This is a genomic window from Krasilnikovia sp. MM14-A1259, from assembly GCF_047159535.1.
GTDB lineage: Bacteria > Actinomycetota > Actinomycetes > Mycobacteriales > Micromonosporaceae > Actinoplanes.
Map to the genome: position 1 here is coordinate 6567353 of NZ_BAAGAJ010000002.1, position 19177 is coordinate 6586529.

Below are 19177 nucleotides of genomic sequence, written 5' to 3' on the forward strand. Positions count from 1 at the left end.
GGGAAGCTCCCGCACGGGGGACCGGTTAGGTTGGTCGTACGACGGACAACCTGCCGGCTGCGTGATCGGGCCGGCACAGTCAGCTGTGAAGGGCTGCCATGAGCGATCTGCAACTCCCGGCGAGTCCCCTCCTGCGGGGCGGCGACTCCATCAGTGGCAACCTCGACGACTCGGTCTACAACCGTCTGCTGCGCGAACGGATCATCTTCCTCGGCAGTGAAGTGACCGACCAGGTTGCGAACCGAATCTGCGCGCAGCTGCTGCTGCTCTCCGCGGAGGACCCCGAGCGCGACATCAACCTGTGGATCAATTCGCCGGGTGGCTCGGTCTACTCCGGCATGGCGATCTACGACACCATGCAGTTCATCGACAACGACGTCGCCACCGTGGCCATGGGCATGGCCGCGTCGATGGGCCAGTTGCTGCTCTGCGCCGGTGCCGAGGGCAAGCGCTACGCGCTGCCGCACGCGCGCATCATGATGCACCAGCCGTCCGGCGGCATGGGCGGCACCGCCGCCGACATCGCCATCCAGGCGGAGCAGATGCTCTACACCAAGCGCATGTTCCAGGAGCGGGTGGCGTTCCACACCGGCCAGGACCAGGCGACCATCGAGGCCGACTCCGACCGGGACCGCTGGTTCACGGCGCAGGAGGCCAAGGACTACGGCTTCATCGACAAGGTGATCACCGGGGCCACGCAGGTCCCCGAGGGCGCCGGAACGCTGAACTGAGGAGCTGAGCAATGACCGACCTGACCATGCCTCCCGGGTTCGCTCCGGTGCACAACCGCTACGTGCTGCCCTCGTTCTCCGAGCGCACCTCGTACGGGATCAAGGAGTCGAACCCGTACAACAAGATGTTCGAGGACCGGATCATCTTCCTCGGCGTGCAGGTGGACGACGCGTCGGCCAACGACGTGATGGCCCAGCTGCTGACGCTGGAGAGCACCGACCCGGACCGCGACATCACCATGTACATCAACTCTCCGGGCGGCTCGTTCACGGCCATGACGGCCATCTACGACACGATGCAGTACGTCCGTCCGGACATCATCACGGTCTGTCTCGGCCAGGCGGCCAGCGCGGCGGCCGTGCTGCTCGCCGCGGGCACCCCGGGCAAGCGGATGGCGCTGCCGCACTCGCGGATCATCATTCACCAGCCGGCCACCGAGGGCGGTTACGGCCAGGGTTCGGACATCGAGATCCAGGCCCGGGAGATTCTCCGCATGCGTACGCAGCTGGAGGAGATGCTCGCCCGGCACTCCGGCCAGGCGGTCGAGAAGGTCCGTAAGGACATCGACCGTGACAAGATCATGACGGCCGAGGAGACCAAGGAGTACGGCCTGGTCGACACGGTTCTGGCCAGCCGGAAGAAGAGCCTGCAGACGGCGGGCGTCGGCAGCTGAGCGCGGGACGTCAGGGGCCGGTGGGAGACGCTACACTTGCTGGCCCCTGACACGCCCGTTTTGGGGGTCGGAGAACAGCCCCTCAGCGGGTAACGTCGAGCCTGCAACCTCAGTAACGCGGGTCGGCAGTCGATGAGTGAACAACGAGGCAGATCGTCCTCAGGCCACGGGCCGGCGCAGGCCGGCCGATGAGCGCAGGGAGAACGTAGGTGGCACGGATCGGCGACGGTGGCGACCTACTCAAGTGCTCGTTCTGTGGAAAGTCGCAGAAGCAGGTCAAAAAGCTCATTGCAGGTCCCGGTGTCTACATCTGCGATGAATGCATCGATCTCTGCAATGAGATCATCGAGGAGGAACTGGCCGAAACCGGCGAGGTGAAGTGGGAAGAGCTTCCCAAGCCGATGGAGATCTGCCAGTTCCTCGACAACTACGTGGTCGGGCAGGAGCAGGCCAAGAAGGCCCTCTCCGTCGCGGTCTACAACCACTACAAGCGGATTCAGGCGGAGTCCTCCGGCGCGCCCGGCGCGGGCAGCGATGTCGAGGTCGCCAAGTCCAACATCATGCTCATCGGCCCCACGGGATGCGGCAAGACACACCTGGCGCAGACCCTCGCGCGGATGCTCAACGTGCCGTTCGCGATCGCCGACGCCACCGCGCTGACCGAGGCCGGCTACGTCGGCGAGGACGTCGAGAACATCCTGCTCAAGCTCATCCAGGCCGCCGACTACGACGTCAAGCGCGCCGAGCAGGGGATCATCTACATCGACGAGGTCGACAAGATCGCCCGGAAGAGCGAGAACCCGTCGATCACGCGCGACGTCTCGGGCGAGGGCGTGCAGCAGGCCCTCCTCAAGATCCTCGAGGGTACGGTCGCGAACGTGCCGCCCCAGGGCGGCCGCAAGCACCCGCACCAGGAGTTCATCCAGATCGACACCACCAACGTGCTGTTCATCGTGGGTGGGGCGTTCGCCGGGCTGGACCGGATCATCGAGACCCGGATCGGCCAGGGCGGCGTCGGCTTCGGTGCACACCTGCGCTCGGTGACCGAGCGGAACACGGACGACATCTTCAGCAAGGTCATGCCGGAGGACATGCTGAAGTTCGGGCTCATCCCGGAGTTCATCGGCCGCCTGCCGGTCATCACGACCGTGCGCAACCTCGACCGGACCGCGCTCATCAAGATCCTCACCGAGCCGCGTAACGCGTACGTGAAGCAGTACCAGCGCTTGTTCGAGCTCGACGGCGTCGAGCTCGAATTCGACGAGGGGGCGCTCGAAGCGATCGCGGACCAGGCGATGCTCCGCGGCACGGGAGCTCGCGGCCTACGCGCGATCATGGAAGAGGTCCTGCTCTCCGTGATGTACGAGGTGCCGAGCAACCCCGATGCCGCTCGCGTGGTCATCACCCGCGAGGCCGTGCTGGAGAACGTCAACCCGACGATCGTCCCGCGCGAGTTCGTCGGCCGTCGCCGCCGCGAGCGCGAGGAGAAGTCGGCCTGACGCTCACCCGGTTCGACCTCGTGGAGGTCGTCGCGCGGATCGAGCGCGACGAACGCCTCCCGGCCGACCCGTGGCTGGACGTCGTGCCACCTCCGGCGCCACACACCGCGGTCGTGGCCTCGTTCCCGGGCCACGTCGTGGTCGCCGCCGACGTGGACCGGCCGTTCGTGGAGTCCTTCATGAACGGCGACGACCTGGCGGCGCCGCTCGGACCGCAGTTTCTGGGTGCGCTGGAGGAGCGGCTCCGCCTGGTCGCGGGCAGCACCGACATGGTCCTGCTGGCATCGCCCTGCGGTGGGGATCCGCAGGCCACGCTGACACCCGTGACCGACAGCGACCATCCTCGGGCGGTCCGCGCCCGGCTGCACCGCTCCGACGTCCAGTGCTGGAGCACCGGCTCGGGCATCATCACCATCGGCCGTGGTGTGACGGGCCGGTGGGAGGCCTCGTTGGAGGTGGACGAGGGCGCACGGGACGCCGGGATGGGTCGCTCCCTCGCCACGGCTGCTCGCCATCTCGTGCCCGAGGGCCGTCCCGTGTGGGCGCAGGTGGCCGCGGGCAACGTGGCCAGCCTGCGGGCGTTCCTCGCGGCCGGATTCGTCCCCGTGGGCGCCGAGGTGCTGTTGAGCCCGCTGAATTCCACGACGCCGTGACACCCGCACGCATCCGGTCCGGCGGGCCGGATGTCGAGGGAGGCGGTGACGAGGGTCGCACCGTACGCTGACACGCATGCGCGTCGCCGTCTGCCAGATGAACGCCCGCGACAACCGCAGCACCAACCTTGCGACCGCTCGCGCGCTGCTCGACCGCGCCGCAGCGGCCGGCGCGGAGCTCGCCGTCCTGCCCGAGTACGTCGACTACCTCGGCGCGGCCGAGGGTGCGCCGAAACCGGAGCCGGCCGACGGCGAATTCGGCTCGTTCTTCGCCGCAGCCGCGCGGGACCTCGGCATGTGGGTACATGCCGGCTCGTTCCACGAAAGCGGCCCGGACGCGGAGCACACCTACAACACGACCCTGGTCTTCGATCCGTCGGGCGACCTGGCCGCGAGCTACCGGAAAATCCACCTGTACGACGTGGAGATCCCGGGGCGAGTGTCCTACCGGGAGTCCCGGTCGGTGGCGGCCGGTGACGAGCCAGTGGTCGCCGAGATCGGCGGCGTACGCGTCGGCCTCTCGATCTGCTACGACCTGCGGTTCCCCGAGCTCTATCGTCGGCTGAGCGTTGACGGGGGAGCCAAAGTCCTCGTGGTGCCCGCGGCGTTCATGATGCACACGGGCCGCGACCACTGGGAGGTCCTGCTACGAGCACGGGCAATCGAGAACCAGTGCTATGTGGTGGCTGCCGGCCAGATCGGTGATCACGAGCCGGGCCGTACCTGCTTCGGACGCAGCATGATCGTCGATCCGTGGGGCACTGTGCTGGCGCAGGCGGCAGACACCGAGGGCGTCGTCACGGCCGAGCTCGATCTGATCCGCCTCGAGACGATCCGGAGCGAACTACCCAGCCTGGCGAATCGCCGTCTGTGACGCCTCGAACCTCACGGGTAGCGCACCGCGACCGGCGGGGTCGCTACAGCGACTGTGCCAAGTAGCTGAGGACCGCGACGCACACCACAGCGCCACCCGCCAGCAGGAGCGCGGCGCCCATTCGCGAGGGGCCGCGCTGCACCAGACGAAAGCCCGCCACGATCACCGTGGCCAGGACGAAAAGGCCAATCACCAGTTGCCAGAACGGCAGCAGAAGGTCGGTCAGTGCTTCGGCGGCGCGCGGCGAGGGAGGACGCATGCCTGCCACTGTGGCACGGACAGTGGGGCGGTTGGTGCTGCTGTGGAGGGGGTCGATTTGCGTTGCGCCCCGCAGTCAAGTAACTTTCTCTCTGCCCGCGGGGAACCCGGACGGAACGGCACGAAAGTGACCGCCCGATCGGTTTCTCCAGAGGTGGCCCGCCGCAAGCGATATGCTTTGCGAACGGTGCCGGGCGGTGCTGGAGTCCGGGGAGACCGGATTGCACCAGCGAAGCCGACCGGGTAGAGTATGTAGGTCTGCAGGAGCCGGGCGGATGGATCACTATTTGATCTCCGGACGGTCTGCAAGGCCAACCCGCTGCATCAACCACCAATAGGTGGGCGTTTGCGCGGGGATCGTGCTTGGGCGATGTCAGCGTGTCTTCGGGTCCGTGAAAACTCGGGGGTTGTGCTGGCGGCCTCGACCAGGTAAGCTAGAGCGGTTGCCCCGAGATCGGATCTTCTGTTCGGAGATGTTGACTTCGGTGTGTGGTTGTTCTTTGAGAACTCAACAGGGTGTTTGATAAGCCAGTGCCAATTGTGATTGTTATGTCCCTGGCCAATCTTTGTGGTTGGTGGGGTTCCTTTGGCAACATTTGTTTGTTGCCGGGATGATTTCTTCAAGTTTTTGTTGGAGAGTTTGATCCTGGCTCAGGACGAACGCTGGCGGCGTGCTTAACACATGCAAGTCGAGCGGAAAGGCCCTTTCGGGGGTACTCGAGCGGCGAACGGGTGAGTAACACGTGAGTAACCTGCCCCATGCTTTGGGATAACCCCGGGAAACCGGGGCTAATACCGAATATGACTTCCGGCCGCATGGTTGGGGGTGGAAAGTTTTTCGGCGTGGGATGGGCTCGCGGCCTATCAGCTTGTTGGTGGGGTGATGGCCTACCAAGGCGACGACGGGTAGCCGGCCTGAGAGGGCGACCGGCCACACTGGGACTGAGACACGGCCCAGACTCCTACGGGAGGCAGCAGTGGGGAATATTGCACAATGGGCGGAAGCCTGATGCAGCGACGCCGCGTGAGGGATGACGGCCTTCGGGTTGTAAACCTCTTTCAGCACCGACGAAGCGAGAGTGACGGTAGGTGCAGAAGAAGCGCCGGCCAACTACGTGCCAGCAGCCGCGGTAAGACGTAGGGCGCGAGCGTTGTCCGGATTTATTGGGCGTAAAGAGCTCGTAGGCGGCTTGTCGCGTCGACTGTGAAAACCCGCGGCTCAACTGCGGGCCTGCAGCCGATACGGGCAGGCTAGAGTTCGGTAGGGGAGACTGGAATTCCTGGTGTAGCGGTGAAATGCGCAGATATCAGGAGGAACACCGGTGGCGAAGGCGGGTCTCTGGGCCGATACTGACGCTGAGGAGCGAAAGCGTGGGGAGCGAACAGGATTAGATACCCTGGTAGTCCACGCTGTAAACGTTGGGCGCTAGGTGTGGGGAGCCTCTCCGGTTCTCTGTGCCGCAGCTAACGCATTAAGCGCCCCGCCTGGGGAGTACGGCCGCAAGGCTAAAACTCAAAGGAATTGACGGGGGCCCGCACAAGCGGCGGAGCATGCGGATTAATTCGATGCAACGCGAAGAACCTTACCTGGGTTTGACATCACTCGAAAACTCGCAGAGATGCGGGGTCCTTCGGGGCGGGTGACAGGTGGTGCATGGCTGTCGTCAGCTCGTGTCGTGAGATGTTGGGTTAAGTCCCGCAACGAGCGCAACCCTCGTTCGATGTTGCCAGCGCGTTATGGCGGGGACTCATCGAAGACTGCCGGGGTCAACTCGGAGGAAGGTGGGGATGACGTCAAGTCATCATGCCCCTTATGTCCAGGGCTTCACGCATGCTACAATGGCCGGTACAAAGGGTTGCGATGCCGTGAGGTGGAGCGAATCCCAAAAAGCCGGTCTCAGTTCGGATCGGGGTCTGCAACTCGACCCCGTGAAGTCGGAGTCGCTAGTAATCGCAGATCAGCAACGCTGCGGTGAATACGTTCCCGGGCCTTGTACACACCGCCCGTCACGTCACGAAAGTCGGCAACACCCGAAGCCGGTGGCCTAACCCCTTGTGGGAGGGAGCCGTCGAAGGTGGGGCTGGCGATTGGGACGAAGTCGTAACAAGGTAGCCGTACCGGAAGGTGCGGCTGGATCACCTCCTTTCTAAGGAGCAACTAGACACTGAAAGGTGTCCAGTGGCCCGCGGTCTGCGAATGCCGGACCGGGGTGCTCGATGGCGGAGACACTGGCTAGTCGGGTTCCGGCAACGGCCGGCCCTTCCTAGTACGCATCCCGTTCGCGGGGTGGGGGAACGGGTGGGCGGGTGCGGCTGGATCTGGCGGTGAACACCCTGTTGGGTCCTGAAAGAACAACCAGGCCCGGTACCGCGTGAGACGTGGTTCGGGCACCCCGGCCGGGAGGCTGGTGGGTCGGCCGGGAGGCCGGGGGTTGTTGTTTCAGTGCCAGGCACGACCTGGCCCTCCATACCATTTCAGCGGATCAGCCCTGTGGGGTTGGTGTGTTGGGGGTTTGGTGGGGGGCGTTGTGGGTTGTGGGTTGGTTGTTGGTTGAGAATTGCACAGTGGACGCGAGCATCTTGTTTTCTGTGGTTAAGTTGTCAAGGGCGAACGGTGGATGCCTTGGCACCAGGAGCCGATGAAGGACGTGGGAGGCCGCGATAGGCCTGGGGGAGCTGTCAACCTAGCTGTGATCCCAGGGTGTCCGAATGGGGAAACCTGGCACGAGTCATGTCGTGTCACCATCATCTGAATTCATAGGGTGGTGGGGGGAACGCGGGGAAGTGAAACATCTCAGTACCCGTAGGAAGAGAAAACAACAGTGATTCCGTGAGTAGTGGCGAGCGAAAGCGGATGTAGCCTAAACCGGTGGCGTGTGATACCTGTCAGGGGTTGCGTTGCCGGGGTTGTGGGATTCGTGGGGGAGATCTGACAGTCTCCCGGAGAGTTACAAAGTCGTGGGTTAGTCGAACGACGTGGGAAAGTCGGCCGTAGACGGTGAGAGCCCGGTAGACGAAAATCTTCGACCTCTTTGGCGAGTGTCCCGAGTAGCGGCGGACCCCTGTAATCTGCCGTGAATCTGCCAGGACCACCTGGTAAGGCTGAATACTTCCTGGTGACCGATAGCGGACTAGTACCGTGAGGGAATGGTGAAAAGTACCCCGGGAGGGGAGTGAAATAGTACCTGAAACCGTTCGCCTACAATCCGTCAGAGCCTTTCGGGGTGATGGCGTGCCTTTTGAAGAATGAGCCTGCGAGTTAGTGGCATGTGGCGAGGTTAACCCGGGTGGGGTAGCCGTAGCGAAAGCGAGTCTGAATAGGGCGTTGAGTCGCGTGTCCTAGACCCGAAGCGGGGTGATCTAGCCATGGGCAGGTTGAAGCGTGGGTAAGACTGCGTGGAGGACCGAACCCACCAACGTTGAAAAGTTGGGGGATGACCTGTGGTTAGGGGTGAAAGGCCAATCAAACTCCGTGATAGCTGGTTCTCCCCGAAATGCATTTAGGTGCAGCGTCGCGTGTTTCTTGCCGGAGGTAGAGCACTGGATGGTCTAGGGGGCCTACAAGCTTACCGAAATCAGCCAAACTCCGAATGCCGGTAAGTGAGAGCGCGGCAGTGAGACTGCGGGGGATAAGCTTCGTAGTCGAGAGGGAAACAGCCCAGATCACCAGCTAAGGCCCCTAAGCGTGTGCTAAGTGGAAAAGGATGTGGGGTCGCATAGACAACCAGGAGGTTGGCTTAGAAGCAGCCACCCTTTAAAGAGTGCGTAATAGCTCACTGGTCAAGTGGTTCCGCGCCGACAATGTAGCGGGGCTCAAGCACACCGCCGAAGCTGTGGCACTCACACATGAACTTCGCGGAAGGACTTGATCCTTTCGTGCAGGTGTGTGGGTGGGTAGGGGAGCGTCGTATGGCGGGTGAAGCGCCGGGGTGACCCAGGTGTGGACGCCATACGAGTGAGAATGCAGGCATGAGTAGCGAATGAAGGGTGAGAAACCCTTCCGCCGGATGACCAAGGGTTCCAGGGCCAGGCTAATCCGCCCTGGGTGAGTCGGGGCCTAAGGCGAGGCCGAGAGGCGTAGTCGATGGATAACGGGTTGATATTCCCGTACCCGCGTAGGAGCGCCAGCGATGAACCTCACTGTGCTAACCACCCGATCCTGCTGATCCCTTCGGGGTGAGGTGGGGGAGGCTGGGATCCTGGTGGGTAGTAGTTGAGCGATGGGGTGACGCAGGAAGGTAGCTGATCCCGGCCGGTGGTTGTGCCGGGGTAAGCGTGTAGGCCGTGCCATAGGCAAATCCGTGGCACATGTGGCTGAGACGTGATGCCGAGCCGATTCAGGTGAAGTCAGTGATCCTATGCTGCCGAGAAAAGCCTCTAGCGATGTTCCGAGCGGCCCGTACCCCAAACCGACACAGGTGGTCAGGTAGAGAATACCGAGGCGACGGGCGAACTGTGGTTAAGGAACTCGGCAAATTGCCCCCGTAACTTAGGGAGAAGGGGGGCCGGACGCGTGAAGCCCCTTGCGGGTGGAGCGTGGTATGGCCGCAGAGAGCAGGGGGAAGCGACTGTTTACTAAAAACACAGGTCCATGCCAAGTCGTAAGACGATGTATATGGACTGACGCCTGCCCGGTGCTGGAACGTTAAGGGGACCTGTTAGCTCTTCGGGGCGAAGCGGAGAACTTAAGCGCCAGTAAACGGCGGTGGTAACTATAACCATCCTAAGGTAGCGAAATTCCTTGTCGGGTAAGTTCCGACCTGCACGAATGGCGTAACGACTTCCCCACTGTCTCAACCACAGGCCCGGCGAAATTGCAGTACGAGTAAAGATGCTCGTTACGCGCGGCAGGACGGAAAGACCCCGGGACCTTTACTATAGCTTGACATTGGTATCCGAATGCAATTGTGTAGGATAGGTGGGAGCCGGTGAAGCTCGGACGCCAGTTCGGGTGGAGGCAATCTTGAAATACCACTCTGTTGGATTTGGGTATCTAACTTGCGGCCCTGATCGGGTCGAGGGACAGTGTCTGGTGGGTAGTTTAACTGGGGCGGTTGCCTCCTAAAAGGTAACGGAGGCGCCCAAAGGTTCCCTCAGCCTGGTTGGCAATCAGGTGTTGAGTGTAAGTGCACAAGGGAGCTTGACTGTGAGACTGACAGGTCGAGCAGGGACGAAAGTCGGGACTAGTGATCCGGCACTTGCGTGTGGAAGCGGTGTCGCTCAACGGATAAAAGGTACCCCGGGGATAACAGGCTGATCTTCCCCAAGAGTCCATATCGACGGGATGGTTTGGCACCTCGATGTCGGCTCGTCGCATCCTGGGGCTGTAGCAGGTCCCAAGGGTTGGGCTGTTCGCCCATTAAAGCGGTACGCGAGCTGGGTTTAGAACGTCGTGAGACAGTTCGGTCCCTATCCGCCGTGCGCGTTGGATACTTGAGAAGGGCTGTCCCTAGTACGAGAGGACCGGGACGGACGAACCTCTGGTGTGCCAGTTGTCCCGCCAGGGGCACGGCTGGTTAGCTACGTTCGGAAGGGATAACCGCTGAAAGCATCTAAGCGGGAAGCCTGCTTCGAGATGAGGTATCCCACCACCTTCGAGTGGGTAAGGCCCCCAGCTAGACGACTGGGTTGATAGGCCGGAGATGTAAGCCAGGTAACTGGTTCAGTCGACCGGTACTAATAGGCCGAGGGCTTAACCACAACCATAAATTTGGTGCTCAACGCGTCCACTGTGTGATCTCTCAGCAAACAACCACCCCCCCAACACCACCACCACAACATGGTGGCAAACGGTGCAGGGGAAACAATGGTGTGGTTGGCTGGCACATTGTGCCGGTGGTCATAGCGGAGGGGAAACGCCCGGTCTCATTCCGAACCCGGAAGCTAAGCCCTCCAGCGCCGATGGTACTGCACCCGGGAGGGTGTGGGAGAGTAGGACGCCGCCGGACTCAAACCACAAGTGAGGGCCGTCCCGAACCCGGGACGGCCCTCACTGCTATGCCCAGCCACCCCCACCACCACAAAAAGTCCTCCCCGGCCCACACCAGCCCCCGGACGGCAACACCACGCAGGCAACACACCGCGCAACGGAAAACCGCTGCCCCCGGCACACCAGCCCCCAGAACGGCAAACGGCTGCCCCCGGCCCAGACCAGCCCCGAAACCGCAGCCGACTACCCCGCAGTGGAACCCAACCGCTGCAACCGCACACCCGCCCCCGGAACGGCAAACGCTGCCCTCGGCCGAAGGCCAGTCCCGGAACGGCAACGCTGCGGCGGCTACGAACCGCGGAACGAAGACGCTGCGGTGACACACCAGCCGCGAACTGAAAACGCTGCCTCGGCCACAGCCGTTGCTCGCGGCTGACCCTGGGAAGCCGGGCCGTCGGGCGCCCTGGTGCTGTCGCGTGCCATGCGGACCCGCGTGCCCGCCGCAACGCTGCCCTGGTCGGCCGAAGCGGTCCGCTCCCCGGTCCGTATTTCTCCGGTTTGCCACCAGGCATTCCGCCGTACTAATTCTGCCGAGGTCAGTCGCGCTTTTGGGCCGCCTGGCGAATGGTGAGAATCAGGCCCGCGGCGTCGTCCTCGGATCGGTTCGGGAACAACGCCAGCGCCACGCTGCCGTGATCCGCCCAACCGCATACGGCCATGTCGCCGCCGTCTGTGGCGGTCTTGCCGCATTTCACCGTGCCGCCGAGCGGGCCGGCGGGGACCTCATGCACGTGCGTCACGGCGCCTTGGGCGTCCGAGACCATCGCGATGGCTGCGTCCAGGTCGTCCCCGGGCCGCCAGATCAAACCGGTGCCACCAGCGAAAAGAATGTCGTGCCCGCTGGAGTCGGCGTACGCCGCCGCGACGGCGTGGTCCAGGTCGATCTCGGCCGCCAGCGCGGTCTGCAGATAGTCGGCCGTGCTCCGGCCGTTCTCGCTGTCGTCCAGGCGCAGCCCCGCCACCTGAGCGGGGGCGCTGACCGTGGCGTCCTTCTGCGCGACAATTCGCCAGCCGGTCACACCGGCGGCCGCAATGCCGGTGACGCCTGCCGCCAGCAGGACGGCCAGTGCGATGCGGCGGGCACGAGAGCCTGACTTGATGGCCGCTTCGCCGGGGCGGAGGGACTCCGTTCCGTCTGCAGCGGCCTCGCTGTCCGGGCCCCCGGCCGCCGGCGCGACGGCGCCCAACTCGATGGGGCGATTCTCCTCGGTGGCTTTGTCGCCGCGCGCTGTGCGCTCGTCGGCCGGTGGTGTGACAGCGCCCAGCTCGACTGGGCTTCTGTCAGTGCCGTTGCCGCTGGAGGGCGTGGCAGCGCCGAGGTCGACTGGGCCGCTCTTGCCGGTGCCGTTGCCGCTGGCTGGCGTGAGGCCGCCCGGCTCGGCTGGGCGGCCCTTGTCGGTGCCCTTCCCGTTGGATGCGGAACGGTCGTCGGGCGGCGACGCTGGGTCCACCGGTACGGCAGGAACCGTCCCGGCGGTCGTCGAACCGTCGGCGGTGCGGGACGCAGCGCCCGCACCGAGCCCGAGGGCGGCCGGGAGCGGCGTACCTGGGGTGAGTGGGGGGTCGCGTTCGGGCATTGCGCGAGCGTAGCAACTGTCACCCGGGCGAGGCGGTGCGAGCGCAGCGGCCCAGGGCGCCGTCCGTAGAATTGTCGGGTGACCGATGCAGCGCAGGACCGTACCCCTGACAGCCGTCCGACCGGTGGGCTGTCGGCCCAGTACCAGCCGGGTGACGTAGAGCAGCGGCGGTACGAGCGGTGGGTATCGGGCGGTTACTTCGCGGCGGATCCGGCGAGTGACAAACCGCCGTTCTCGATCGTCATTCCGCCACCGAACGTGACCGGTTCCCTGCACGTCGGCCACGCCTTGGACCACACGATCCAGGACACCCTGTCGCGGCTCAAGCGGATGCAGGGGTACGAGGTGCTGTGGCTGCCCGGCATGGACCATGCCGGCATCGCTACCCAGAACGTCGTCGAGCGGCAACTGGCCACACAGCAGTTGTCCCGCCACGACCTGGGCCGCGAGGAGTTCGTGGAGCGGGTCTGGCAGTGGAAGGCCGAGTCCGGTGGGGCGATCCTGGGACAGATGCGCCGGCTGGGCGATTCGGTCGACTGGACACGCGAGCGTTTCACGATGGACGAGGGGCTGTCGCGGGCCGTACAGACGATCTTCAAGCGGTTGTTCGACGACGAGCTGATCTATCGCGCCGAGCGGATCATCAACTGGTGTCCGCGCTGCCTGACCGCGCTCAGTGACATCGAGGTGGAGCACACCGACGACGACGGCGAGCTGGTGTCGATCCGGTACGGCGACGGGGACGACGCCATCGTGGTGGCGACCACGCGGGCCGAGACGATGCTCGGCGACACCGCGGTGGCGGTGCACCCCGACGACGACCGGTACAAGCACCTCATCGGTACCGAGGTGGAGTTGCCGCTGACCGGGCGGCGCATCCCGATCGTGGCCGACCACCACGTCGACCCGGCCTTCGGCACGGGCGCCGTGAAGGTGACCCCGGCGCACGACCCGAACGACTTCGAGATCGGTCAACGGCACAATCTGCCCAGTCTGACCATCATGGACGAACGGGCCGTGGTGACGGTGCCGGGTCCGTTCGAGGGGCTGGACCGGTACGAGGCTCGTCCCGCGATCGTGGCAGCCCTGCGCGAGGAGGGCCGCATCGTCGCGGAGAAGCGGCCGTACGTGCACTCGGTGGGGCACTGCTCGCGGTGCAAGACGACGGTCGAGCCGCGGCTGTCGCTGCAGTGGTTCGTGAACACCGGGCCGCTGGCCAAGGCCGCGGGCGATGCGGTGCGCGACGGGCGGGTGAAGATCGAGCCGGTCGAGCTGGCGAAGCGGTACTTCGCATGGGTCGACAACATGCACGACTGGTGCATCTCCCGCCAGCTGTGGTGGGGACACCGGATCCCGGTCTGGTACGGCCCGGACGGCGAGGTCGTCTGCGTCGGGCCGGACGAGCAGCCGCCCTCGGGTGCGGGCTGGCGCCAGGACGAGGACGTCCTGGACACGTGGTTCTCCTCGGCGCTGTGGCCGTTCTCCACCATGGGCTGGCCGGAGCAGACTGCCGAGCTGGCGACGTTCTACCCGACCAGCGTGCTGGTCACCGGGTACGACATCCTGTTCTTCTGGGTCGCCCGGATGATGATGTTCGGGCTGTACGCGATGGACGGCCGGCAGCCGTTCGACGTGGTCGCGTTGCACGGCATGGTGCGCGACGGGCACGGGAAGAAGATGTCCAAGTCGTTCGGCAACGTGGTCGACCCGCTCGACTGGATCGACCGCTACGGGGCGGACGCGACACGGTTCACCCTGGCCCGGGGCGCCAACCCTGGTTCGGACGTACCGATCAGTGAAGAGTGGTGTCAAGGGTCGCGCAACTTCTGCAACAAGCTGTGGAATGCGACCAGGTTTGCGCTGATGAACGGCGCCACCGTGGCCGGTGAGCTGCCGCCGACCGGGGAACTGTCCACGATCGACCGGTGGATCCTGTCCCGGCTGCAGCACGTCACGGCGGAGGTCGACGAGCAGTTCGCGGCGTACGAGTTCGCGAAGGTATGCGACACGCTGTATCACTTCGCGTGGGACGACGTGTGCGACTGGTACGTGGAGCTGAGCAAGCCGGTGCTCGCGGCCGGCGATGCCGACGGTGAGCGGACCCGGCGGGTGCTCGGGCACGTCCTCGACCAGTTGCTGAGGCTGTTGCACCCGGTGATCCCGTTCGTCACCGAGGAGCTGTGGACCGTGCTTACGGGCGGCGACACCGTCATGCGGGCCGCGTGGCCGGTGGTCGACCGTACCCGGATCGACGACGCCGCGGAGGAGGAGCTGGCCGCGTTGCAGAAGGTGGTCACGGAGGTCCGGCGGTTCCGCTCGGATCAGGGGCTGCGGCCGGGGCAGCGGGTCACCGCCGCGCTGACCGGGCTGGGCAACGTCGGCATCGACGTGCACGAGTCGCTGATCCGTTCGCTGGCTCGGCTGGACAGCCCGGGCGCGGACTTCGCGGCCACCGCGACGCTCGCGGTCACCGGTGGGGTCACGGTCGACCTGGACACCCGCGGCACGATCGACGTCGCGGCCGAGCGCGCCCGGCTGGAGAAGGACCGTGCGGCCGCGGAGAAGGAAGCCGCCCAGTGCCGGGCCAAGCTGGGGAACGAGGCGTTCGTCGGTAAGGCCCCCGAGCAGGTGGTCGCGAAGATCAAGGACCGCCTGGCCGCTGCCGAGGCCGACCTGGCCCGGATCGCCGCGGCCCTGACCGCCCTGCCTGCCGCATGAGCGAGTGCACCGAGCGCAGCGAGGGCCGCGAGCGCATGCGAGGGGCAGGCACTGCATGAGCGAGTGCACCGAGCGCAGCGAGGGCCGCGAGCGCATGCGAGGGGTAGGCACTGCATGAGCGAGTGCACCGAGCGCAGCGAGGGCCGCGAGCGCATGCGAGGGGAAGGCGGCGCATGAGCCGGTACGACGAGGTCGCGGACGCGTTGGAGCAGCGCGGTTTCACCCGGATGGACTTCGACCTGCAGAAGATCCGTGACCTGATGGACGTGCTGGGCAGTCCGCAGCGGGCGTACCCGGCGATCCACCTCACCGGCACGAACGGCAAGACCAGTACGGCGCGGATGATCGATGCGTTGCTGCGGGCGCACGGCCTGCACACCGGCCGGTACACCAGCCCGCACCTGGAGACCGTGCGGGAGCGGATCAGCCTGGACGGTGCGCCGGTGTCCGAGGAGCGGCTGGTCGCCACGTACGAGGAGGTCGCGCCGCTGGCTGCGCTCATCGACGCGCGGGTGGCCGAGCCGTTGACCTACTTCGACATGACCACGGCGATGGCGTACGCGGCGTTCGCGGACGCCCCGGTCGACATCGCGGTCGTCGAGGTGGGGCTGGGCGGTGCCGAGGACGCCACCAACGTCATCGAGGCCGGCGTCTGCGTCATCACGCCGATCGGGTTGGACCACACGGAGTGGCTCGGCGACACCATCGAGGAGATCGCCTGGGCGAAGGCCGGGATCATCCACGCCGGTGCCACGGTCGTCAGCGCGGCGCAGACCGAGGAGGCCATGCGCCCGCTGCTGGAACGCTGCGCCGAGGTCGGTGCCACGATCGCCCGTGAGGGTGCCGAGTTCGGGGTCATGAGGCGCAGCGTCGCGGTCGGCGGCCAGGTGCTCAGCCTGCAGGGGCTGGGCGGCGTGTACGACGACGTGTTCCTGCCGTTGCACGGCGCGCACCAGGCGCAGAACGCGGCGGTCGCGCTGGCCGCCGTGGAGGCGTTTCTCGGGGCGGGGGCGCACAAGCAGTTGGAGCCCGATCTGGTTCGGGAGGGGTTCGCATCGGTCGACTCGCCGGGCCGCCTCGAACGGGTGCGCAGCGCCCCGACGATCCTGCTCGACGGGGCGCACAACCCGCACGGCATGGCCGCCACGGTCAGCGCGCTGGACGAGGAGTTCTCGTTCCGCCGGCTCGTCGTCGTGGTGGCGGTCCTCAGCGACAAGGACGTGTCCGGGTTGCTGGATCTGCTGGAACCGGTCGCCGACCGGATCGTGGTCACCCGCAACAGTTCGGCGCGCGCCATGCCGGTCGAGGAGCTGGCCCGGTACGCCGCGAATGTGTTCGGCGAGGAACGGGTGACGACCGCGCAGAGCATGCCCGATGCCATCGAGGAGGCCGTGGTGCTGGCCGAGGCCGACCTGGAAGGTGAGCTGAGCGGGGTCGGTGTGCTCATCACCGGTTCGATCGTGACGGTCGCCGACGCGCGGAAGCTGCTGAAGCGGTGAGCGCTGCACCACCGTCCGGTGAGGACGCTGCTCCGGGGGGCGCGCCACGGCCGTCGGGGTTGCGGAACCCTGGCGCGGCCGTACGGGGGCTCGGCGCGGGCACGCTCGTGCTGGAGGCGATCGTGCTGCTGCTGGCCATCCAGCCGATCCGCGTGCTGGGCGGCCACTTGAGCGGCTGGGGTGTCGGCGCGGTCGTCCTGCTCGCGGTTGCGTGCGTGGTGGTTGCGGGCAGCATGCGCCGCCGGTGGGCGTGGCACGCCGGTACCGCGATTCAGGTGCTGCTGCTCGCGTGCGGGCTGCTGCACTGGTCACTGGCGGTGCTCGGGCTCATCTTCGGCGCGGCCTGGGCGTACGCGACGCACGTGCGGCGTACCATCCTGGGCTGAGCCGTGGCAGAACCGGCCGAGCCTCAGTCGATCGCCCGCCACTGGGTGATCGCGATGTTGTGCTCGTCCGGGTCGTGGAACGAGGCCGCCCACAGCTCCAGCCGGTCGCCGCGGTTGACCGGGCGGGGTGCGTGCACGAACGGGACGCCTTTGCGTTTCAGTTCCGCGTACACGGCGTCGATGTCGCCGACCTCGAGATTGACGTGGACGAGCCGCCCTCCGGCGCTGGACAGGTCATGGACGGTGCGCAGCACGAGCCGGGTGTCGCCGGAGGCGAGCACGGCGCTGCCCGCCCCGCTGTCGATCTCGAAGAAGCCGAGTACGTCCCGGTAGAACGCGACCGAGCGGGCCAGGTCGGTGACCAGGACCGTGATGCCGACGCCGTGGATGGCGGCGGCGGGGCCGGGGCGGGCGCTGGGATACGCCGTGATCAGCTCGTCGGCGCGTTCGTCCGGCTCGTAGCCGCCGTCGAGATCCGTCCAGGGACGCCCGGCGGGCTGCGGATCGGGCTGCGCCCCGTCCTGCGGGGTCGTGGGCTGCTCGGTGCCGAAGTCCGGGTCGGGCCCGGACGTCGCGTCCGGATCCGGCTGGAGGGTGGTGGCGTCGAGTGCGATGTCGATGTCGTGGTCCCGGTCCGGCGTGCCGCCTTCGGGGGATACGCGCGGGCCTGGCGGCGGCGCGGGGGACTGTGGTGTCGCGGCGGTGGTGGGCGCTGCGTCCGGGGCGGGGGCGTCCGTACCTGGATCGGGGTCCAACGTCGCGGTCGCGGCGCGGGGCCGTGGGCTGGGACGTGAGCCGCTGGGCCGCGGCCCGGCCGGGCCGCTGGGCCCGGCCGTCGCGGCCGGGGGCGGGGGCGGGCTGTCGATGGGGTCGGGTGCGGGCGGATCGGTGTCCGGCGCCGGCGCGGGGGGATCGGTGTCCGCCGCGGGTGCCGGGCGGGCCCGCTGCGGCAGCGGGCCGGGGTGGTCGTCGCGGGCGACGAACTGGCCCTCCAGGACCGTGGCGCCGGGTGCCTCGCGCACCACCACGGAGCCGAGGGGTGCCTCGGCCTGCTCGCCGGTGCGGGGAGCGGGAGGCGATTCGTCGAGGTTGCGGCTCCAGGAACGCTCGCGGAGGGTCCAGGGCGGCGGCTCGTTCTCCCCGAGCAGGTCGTCGGGCAGATCGGTGGGGTCGCCGACCGGGTCGTAGGCGGGCGAATGATGGTCGAGCACCTCGGCGCTTGCCCGCGAGGGTGCCTCGTCCCACGTGATGCGCACCCGGCGCATGTCGTCGACATCCACGGTCACGGGCAGCGTGTCACCCGGGACGGGCCACCGGTCGACCGGGACGCGGGGATCCCGGATGATCACCTCGGAGACCGGCAGGCCGGGGGCGACGACGACGACCTGCAACTCGGCCCGGCCGTACACGGAGGAGGACGGCGGGTCGGAGATGGCCTTGACCTGGGCGGTGCCGCTGATCCAAGCCCGGGCCCCGCGGCGCACGACATTGACCATGGCGAGGGCGATCGCGAGCGCCAGCAGCGCGGCCCCGAGGGCGACGATCGACCAGCTCGACAGGCCCAACCCGAACAGCATGACGAAGACGGCGATGGTGCCGAGCACCGCGGCCAGCAGCTTGCGGGCCGGCGCGATGGGGCGGCCGTTCTGGTTCGCCACTGTGGACCTCCCGAGTATTACCGCAAGGCTAGGCCGCCGCGACGCTATCGGGAAAGTCGGCGTTGTGGGCGGTAGCCGCTCGCCCCGCCGCCGGTACCGATAGGCTGACAGGCCGGTGCCGGGATCCGGCGCCTCGTCCCGTCCCGACCAGGAGGAACCTGTGTCCACCAGCGCTGCCGAGCGCTCGCTCGTGCTCATCAAGCCCGACGCGGTGCGTCGCGGCCTCGTCGGCGAGATCATCGGCCGCTTCGAGCGCAAGGGGCTCGTGATCGAGGAGATGGTGCTGCGCACCATGGACGGGGAGCTGGCCGACCAGCACTACGCCGAGCACGTGGACAAGGCGTTCTACCCGCCGCTGAAGGAGTTCATGACCGGTGGATCGCTGGTCGCGCTCGTCATCAGCGGTGACGGGGCGATCGACGTCGTGCGCGCGATGATCGGCGCCACGGACGGGCGCAAGGCCGCGGCGGGGACGCTGCGCGGTGACCTGTCGCTGTCGAACCGGGAGAACCTGGTGCACGCGTCCGACTCGCCCGACAGTGCCAAGCGGGAGCTGGCGCTCTGGTTCCCGCACCTCTGAACGACCGGCGGGCACCTGCCAACAATGCGACAGTGGCGCCGCTCACAGCAGGGCGAGGTCCCGGCGGTGAGTCGCTGCCGG

12 protein-coding genes and 3 rRNA genes are annotated in these 19177 nt (G+C 66.5%); 12 read left to right on the forward strand and 3 right to left on the reverse strand.

Going from position 1 to position 19177, the window contains the following annotated elements:
• Positions 1 to 98: 98 nt before the first annotated feature.
• The 5 genes from ACMCNK_RS29905 (at position 99) to ACMCNK_RS29925 (ending at position 4431) form a co-directional block, all read left to right on the forward strand.
• Positions 99 to 731 carry an ATP-dependent Clp protease proteolytic subunit gene (locus ACMCNK_RS29905; RefSeq protein ID WP_412739677.1) on the forward strand — a complete coding sequence of 211 codons (633 nt, stop codon included), beginning with the start codon at positions 99 to 101 and terminating at the stop codon, positions 729 to 731.
• Between the two features lie 11 nt (positions 732 to 742).
• Positions 743 to 1405 carry an ATP-dependent Clp protease proteolytic subunit gene (locus ACMCNK_RS29910; RefSeq protein WP_412739678.1) on the forward strand — a complete coding sequence of 221 codons (663 nt, stop codon included), beginning with the start codon at positions 743 to 745 and terminating at the stop codon, positions 1403 to 1405.
• A 209-nt stretch (positions 1406 to 1614) separates the two neighbouring features.
• Positions 1615 to 2904, forward strand: a complete 1290-nt coding sequence (clpX, locus tag ACMCNK_RS29915) for an ATP-dependent Clp protease ATP-binding subunit ClpX (protein ID WP_412739679.1) — start codon at positions 1615 to 1617, stop codon at positions 2902 to 2904.
• Positions 2905 to 2924: 20 nt separating this feature from the next.
• A complete protein-coding gene (locus tag ACMCNK_RS29920) occupies positions 2925 to 3557 on the forward strand; it encodes a GNAT family N-acetyltransferase (RefSeq protein WP_412739680.1) in 633 nt (210 codons plus the stop codon).
• A 76-nt stretch (positions 3558 to 3633) separates the two neighbouring features.
• Positions 3634 to 4431, forward strand: a complete 798-nt coding sequence (locus ACMCNK_RS29925; RefSeq protein WP_412739681.1) for a carbon-nitrogen hydrolase family protein — start codon at positions 3634 to 3636, stop codon at positions 4429 to 4431.
• A 43-nt stretch (positions 4432 to 4474) separates the two neighbouring features.
• On the opposite strand, the gene ACMCNK_RS29930 is transcribed toward ACMCNK_RS29925, so the two are convergent.
• On the reverse strand, positions 4475 to 4690 hold the full coding sequence (locus ACMCNK_RS29930) for a hypothetical protein (protein WP_412739682.1): 216 nt from the start codon (positions 4688 to 4690) through the stop codon (positions 4475 to 4477).
• Between the two features lie 627 nt (positions 4691 to 5317).
• On the opposite strand from ACMCNK_RS29930, the gene ACMCNK_RS29935 reads away from it, so the two are divergent.
• The 3 genes from ACMCNK_RS29935 to rrf all read left to right on the forward strand — a co-directional run bounded on the left by ACMCNK_RS29935 (position 5318) and on the right by rrf (position 10637).
• Positions 5318 to 6836, forward strand: a 16S ribosomal RNA gene (locus ACMCNK_RS29935).
• A gap of 444 nt (positions 6837 to 7280) precedes the next feature.
• A 23S ribosomal RNA gene (locus ACMCNK_RS29940) occupies positions 7281 to 10389 on the forward strand.
• 131 nt (positions 10390 to 10520) lie between these two features.
• A 5S ribosomal RNA gene (rrf, locus tag ACMCNK_RS29945) occupies positions 10521 to 10637 on the forward strand.
• The 16S, 23S and 5S rRNA genes sit together here, the layout of an rRNA operon.
• Positions 10638 to 11214: 577 nt before the next feature.
• Here the strand turns inward: rrf and ACMCNK_RS29950 are convergent.
• Positions 11215 to 12129: a hypothetical protein gene (locus ACMCNK_RS29950; protein WP_412739683.1), complete on the reverse strand. Its 915-nt coding sequence runs from the start codon at positions 12127 to 12129 to the stop codon at positions 11215 to 11217.
• A gap of 204 nt (positions 12130 to 12333) precedes the next feature.
• On the opposite strand from ACMCNK_RS29950, the gene ACMCNK_RS29955 reads away from it, so the two are divergent.
• The 3 genes from ACMCNK_RS29955 (at position 12334) to ACMCNK_RS29965 (ending at position 16858) form a co-directional block, all read left to right on the forward strand.
• On the forward strand, positions 12334 to 14973 hold the full coding sequence (locus ACMCNK_RS29955; protein WP_412739684.1) for a valine--tRNA ligase: 2640 nt from the start codon (positions 12334 to 12336) through the stop codon (positions 14971 to 14973).
• 173 nt (positions 14974 to 15146) lie between these two features.
• A complete protein-coding gene (locus ACMCNK_RS29960) occupies positions 15147 to 16472 on the forward strand; it encodes a bifunctional folylpolyglutamate synthase/dihydrofolate synthase (protein WP_412739685.1) in 1326 nt (441 codons plus the stop codon).
• Positions 16469 to 16858 carry a DUF4233 domain-containing protein gene (locus ACMCNK_RS29965; protein WP_412739686.1) on the forward strand — a complete coding sequence of 130 codons (390 nt, stop codon included), beginning with the start codon at positions 16469 to 16471 and terminating at the stop codon, positions 16856 to 16858. The genes ACMCNK_RS29960 and ACMCNK_RS29965 overlap by 4 nt, the downstream gene beginning before the upstream one ends.
• Before the next feature lie 23 nt (positions 16859 to 16881).
• Here ACMCNK_RS29965 and ACMCNK_RS29970 read toward each other — a convergent pair whose 3' ends face one another.
• On the reverse strand, positions 16882 to 18516 hold the full coding sequence (locus ACMCNK_RS29970; RefSeq protein WP_412739687.1) for a VOC family protein: 1635 nt from the start codon (positions 18514 to 18516) through the stop codon (positions 16882 to 16884).
• Between the two features lie 160 nt (positions 18517 to 18676).
• Between ACMCNK_RS29970 and ndk the strand changes: the two genes are divergently transcribed.
• A complete protein-coding gene (gene ndk / locus ACMCNK_RS29975) occupies positions 18677 to 19096 on the forward strand; it encodes a nucleoside-diphosphate kinase (RefSeq protein WP_412739688.1) in 420 nt (139 codons plus the stop codon).
• Positions 19097 to 19177 lie beyond the last annotated feature (81 nt).

Coding starts and splice junctions, on each gene's coding strand:
- ACMCNK_RS29910 (WP_412739678.1), top strand. CDS start 743: ATGACCGACCTGACCATGCCTCCCGGGTTCGCTCCGGTGCACAACCGC.
- ACMCNK_RS29905 (WP_412739677.1), top strand. CDS start 99: ATGAGCGATCTGCAACTCCCGGCGAGTCCCCTCCTGCGGGGCGGCGAC.
- ACMCNK_RS29925 (WP_412739681.1), top strand. CDS start 3,634: ATGCGCGTCGCCGTCTGCCAGATGAACGCCCGCGACAACCGCAGCACC.
- ACMCNK_RS29960 (WP_412739685.1), top strand. CDS start 15,147: ATGAGCCGGTACGACGAGGTCGCGGACGCGTTGGAGCAGCGCGGTTTC.
- ACMCNK_RS29930 (WP_412739682.1), bottom strand. CDS start 4,690: ATGCGTCCTCCCTCGCCGCGCGCCGCCGAAGCACTGACCGACCTTCTG.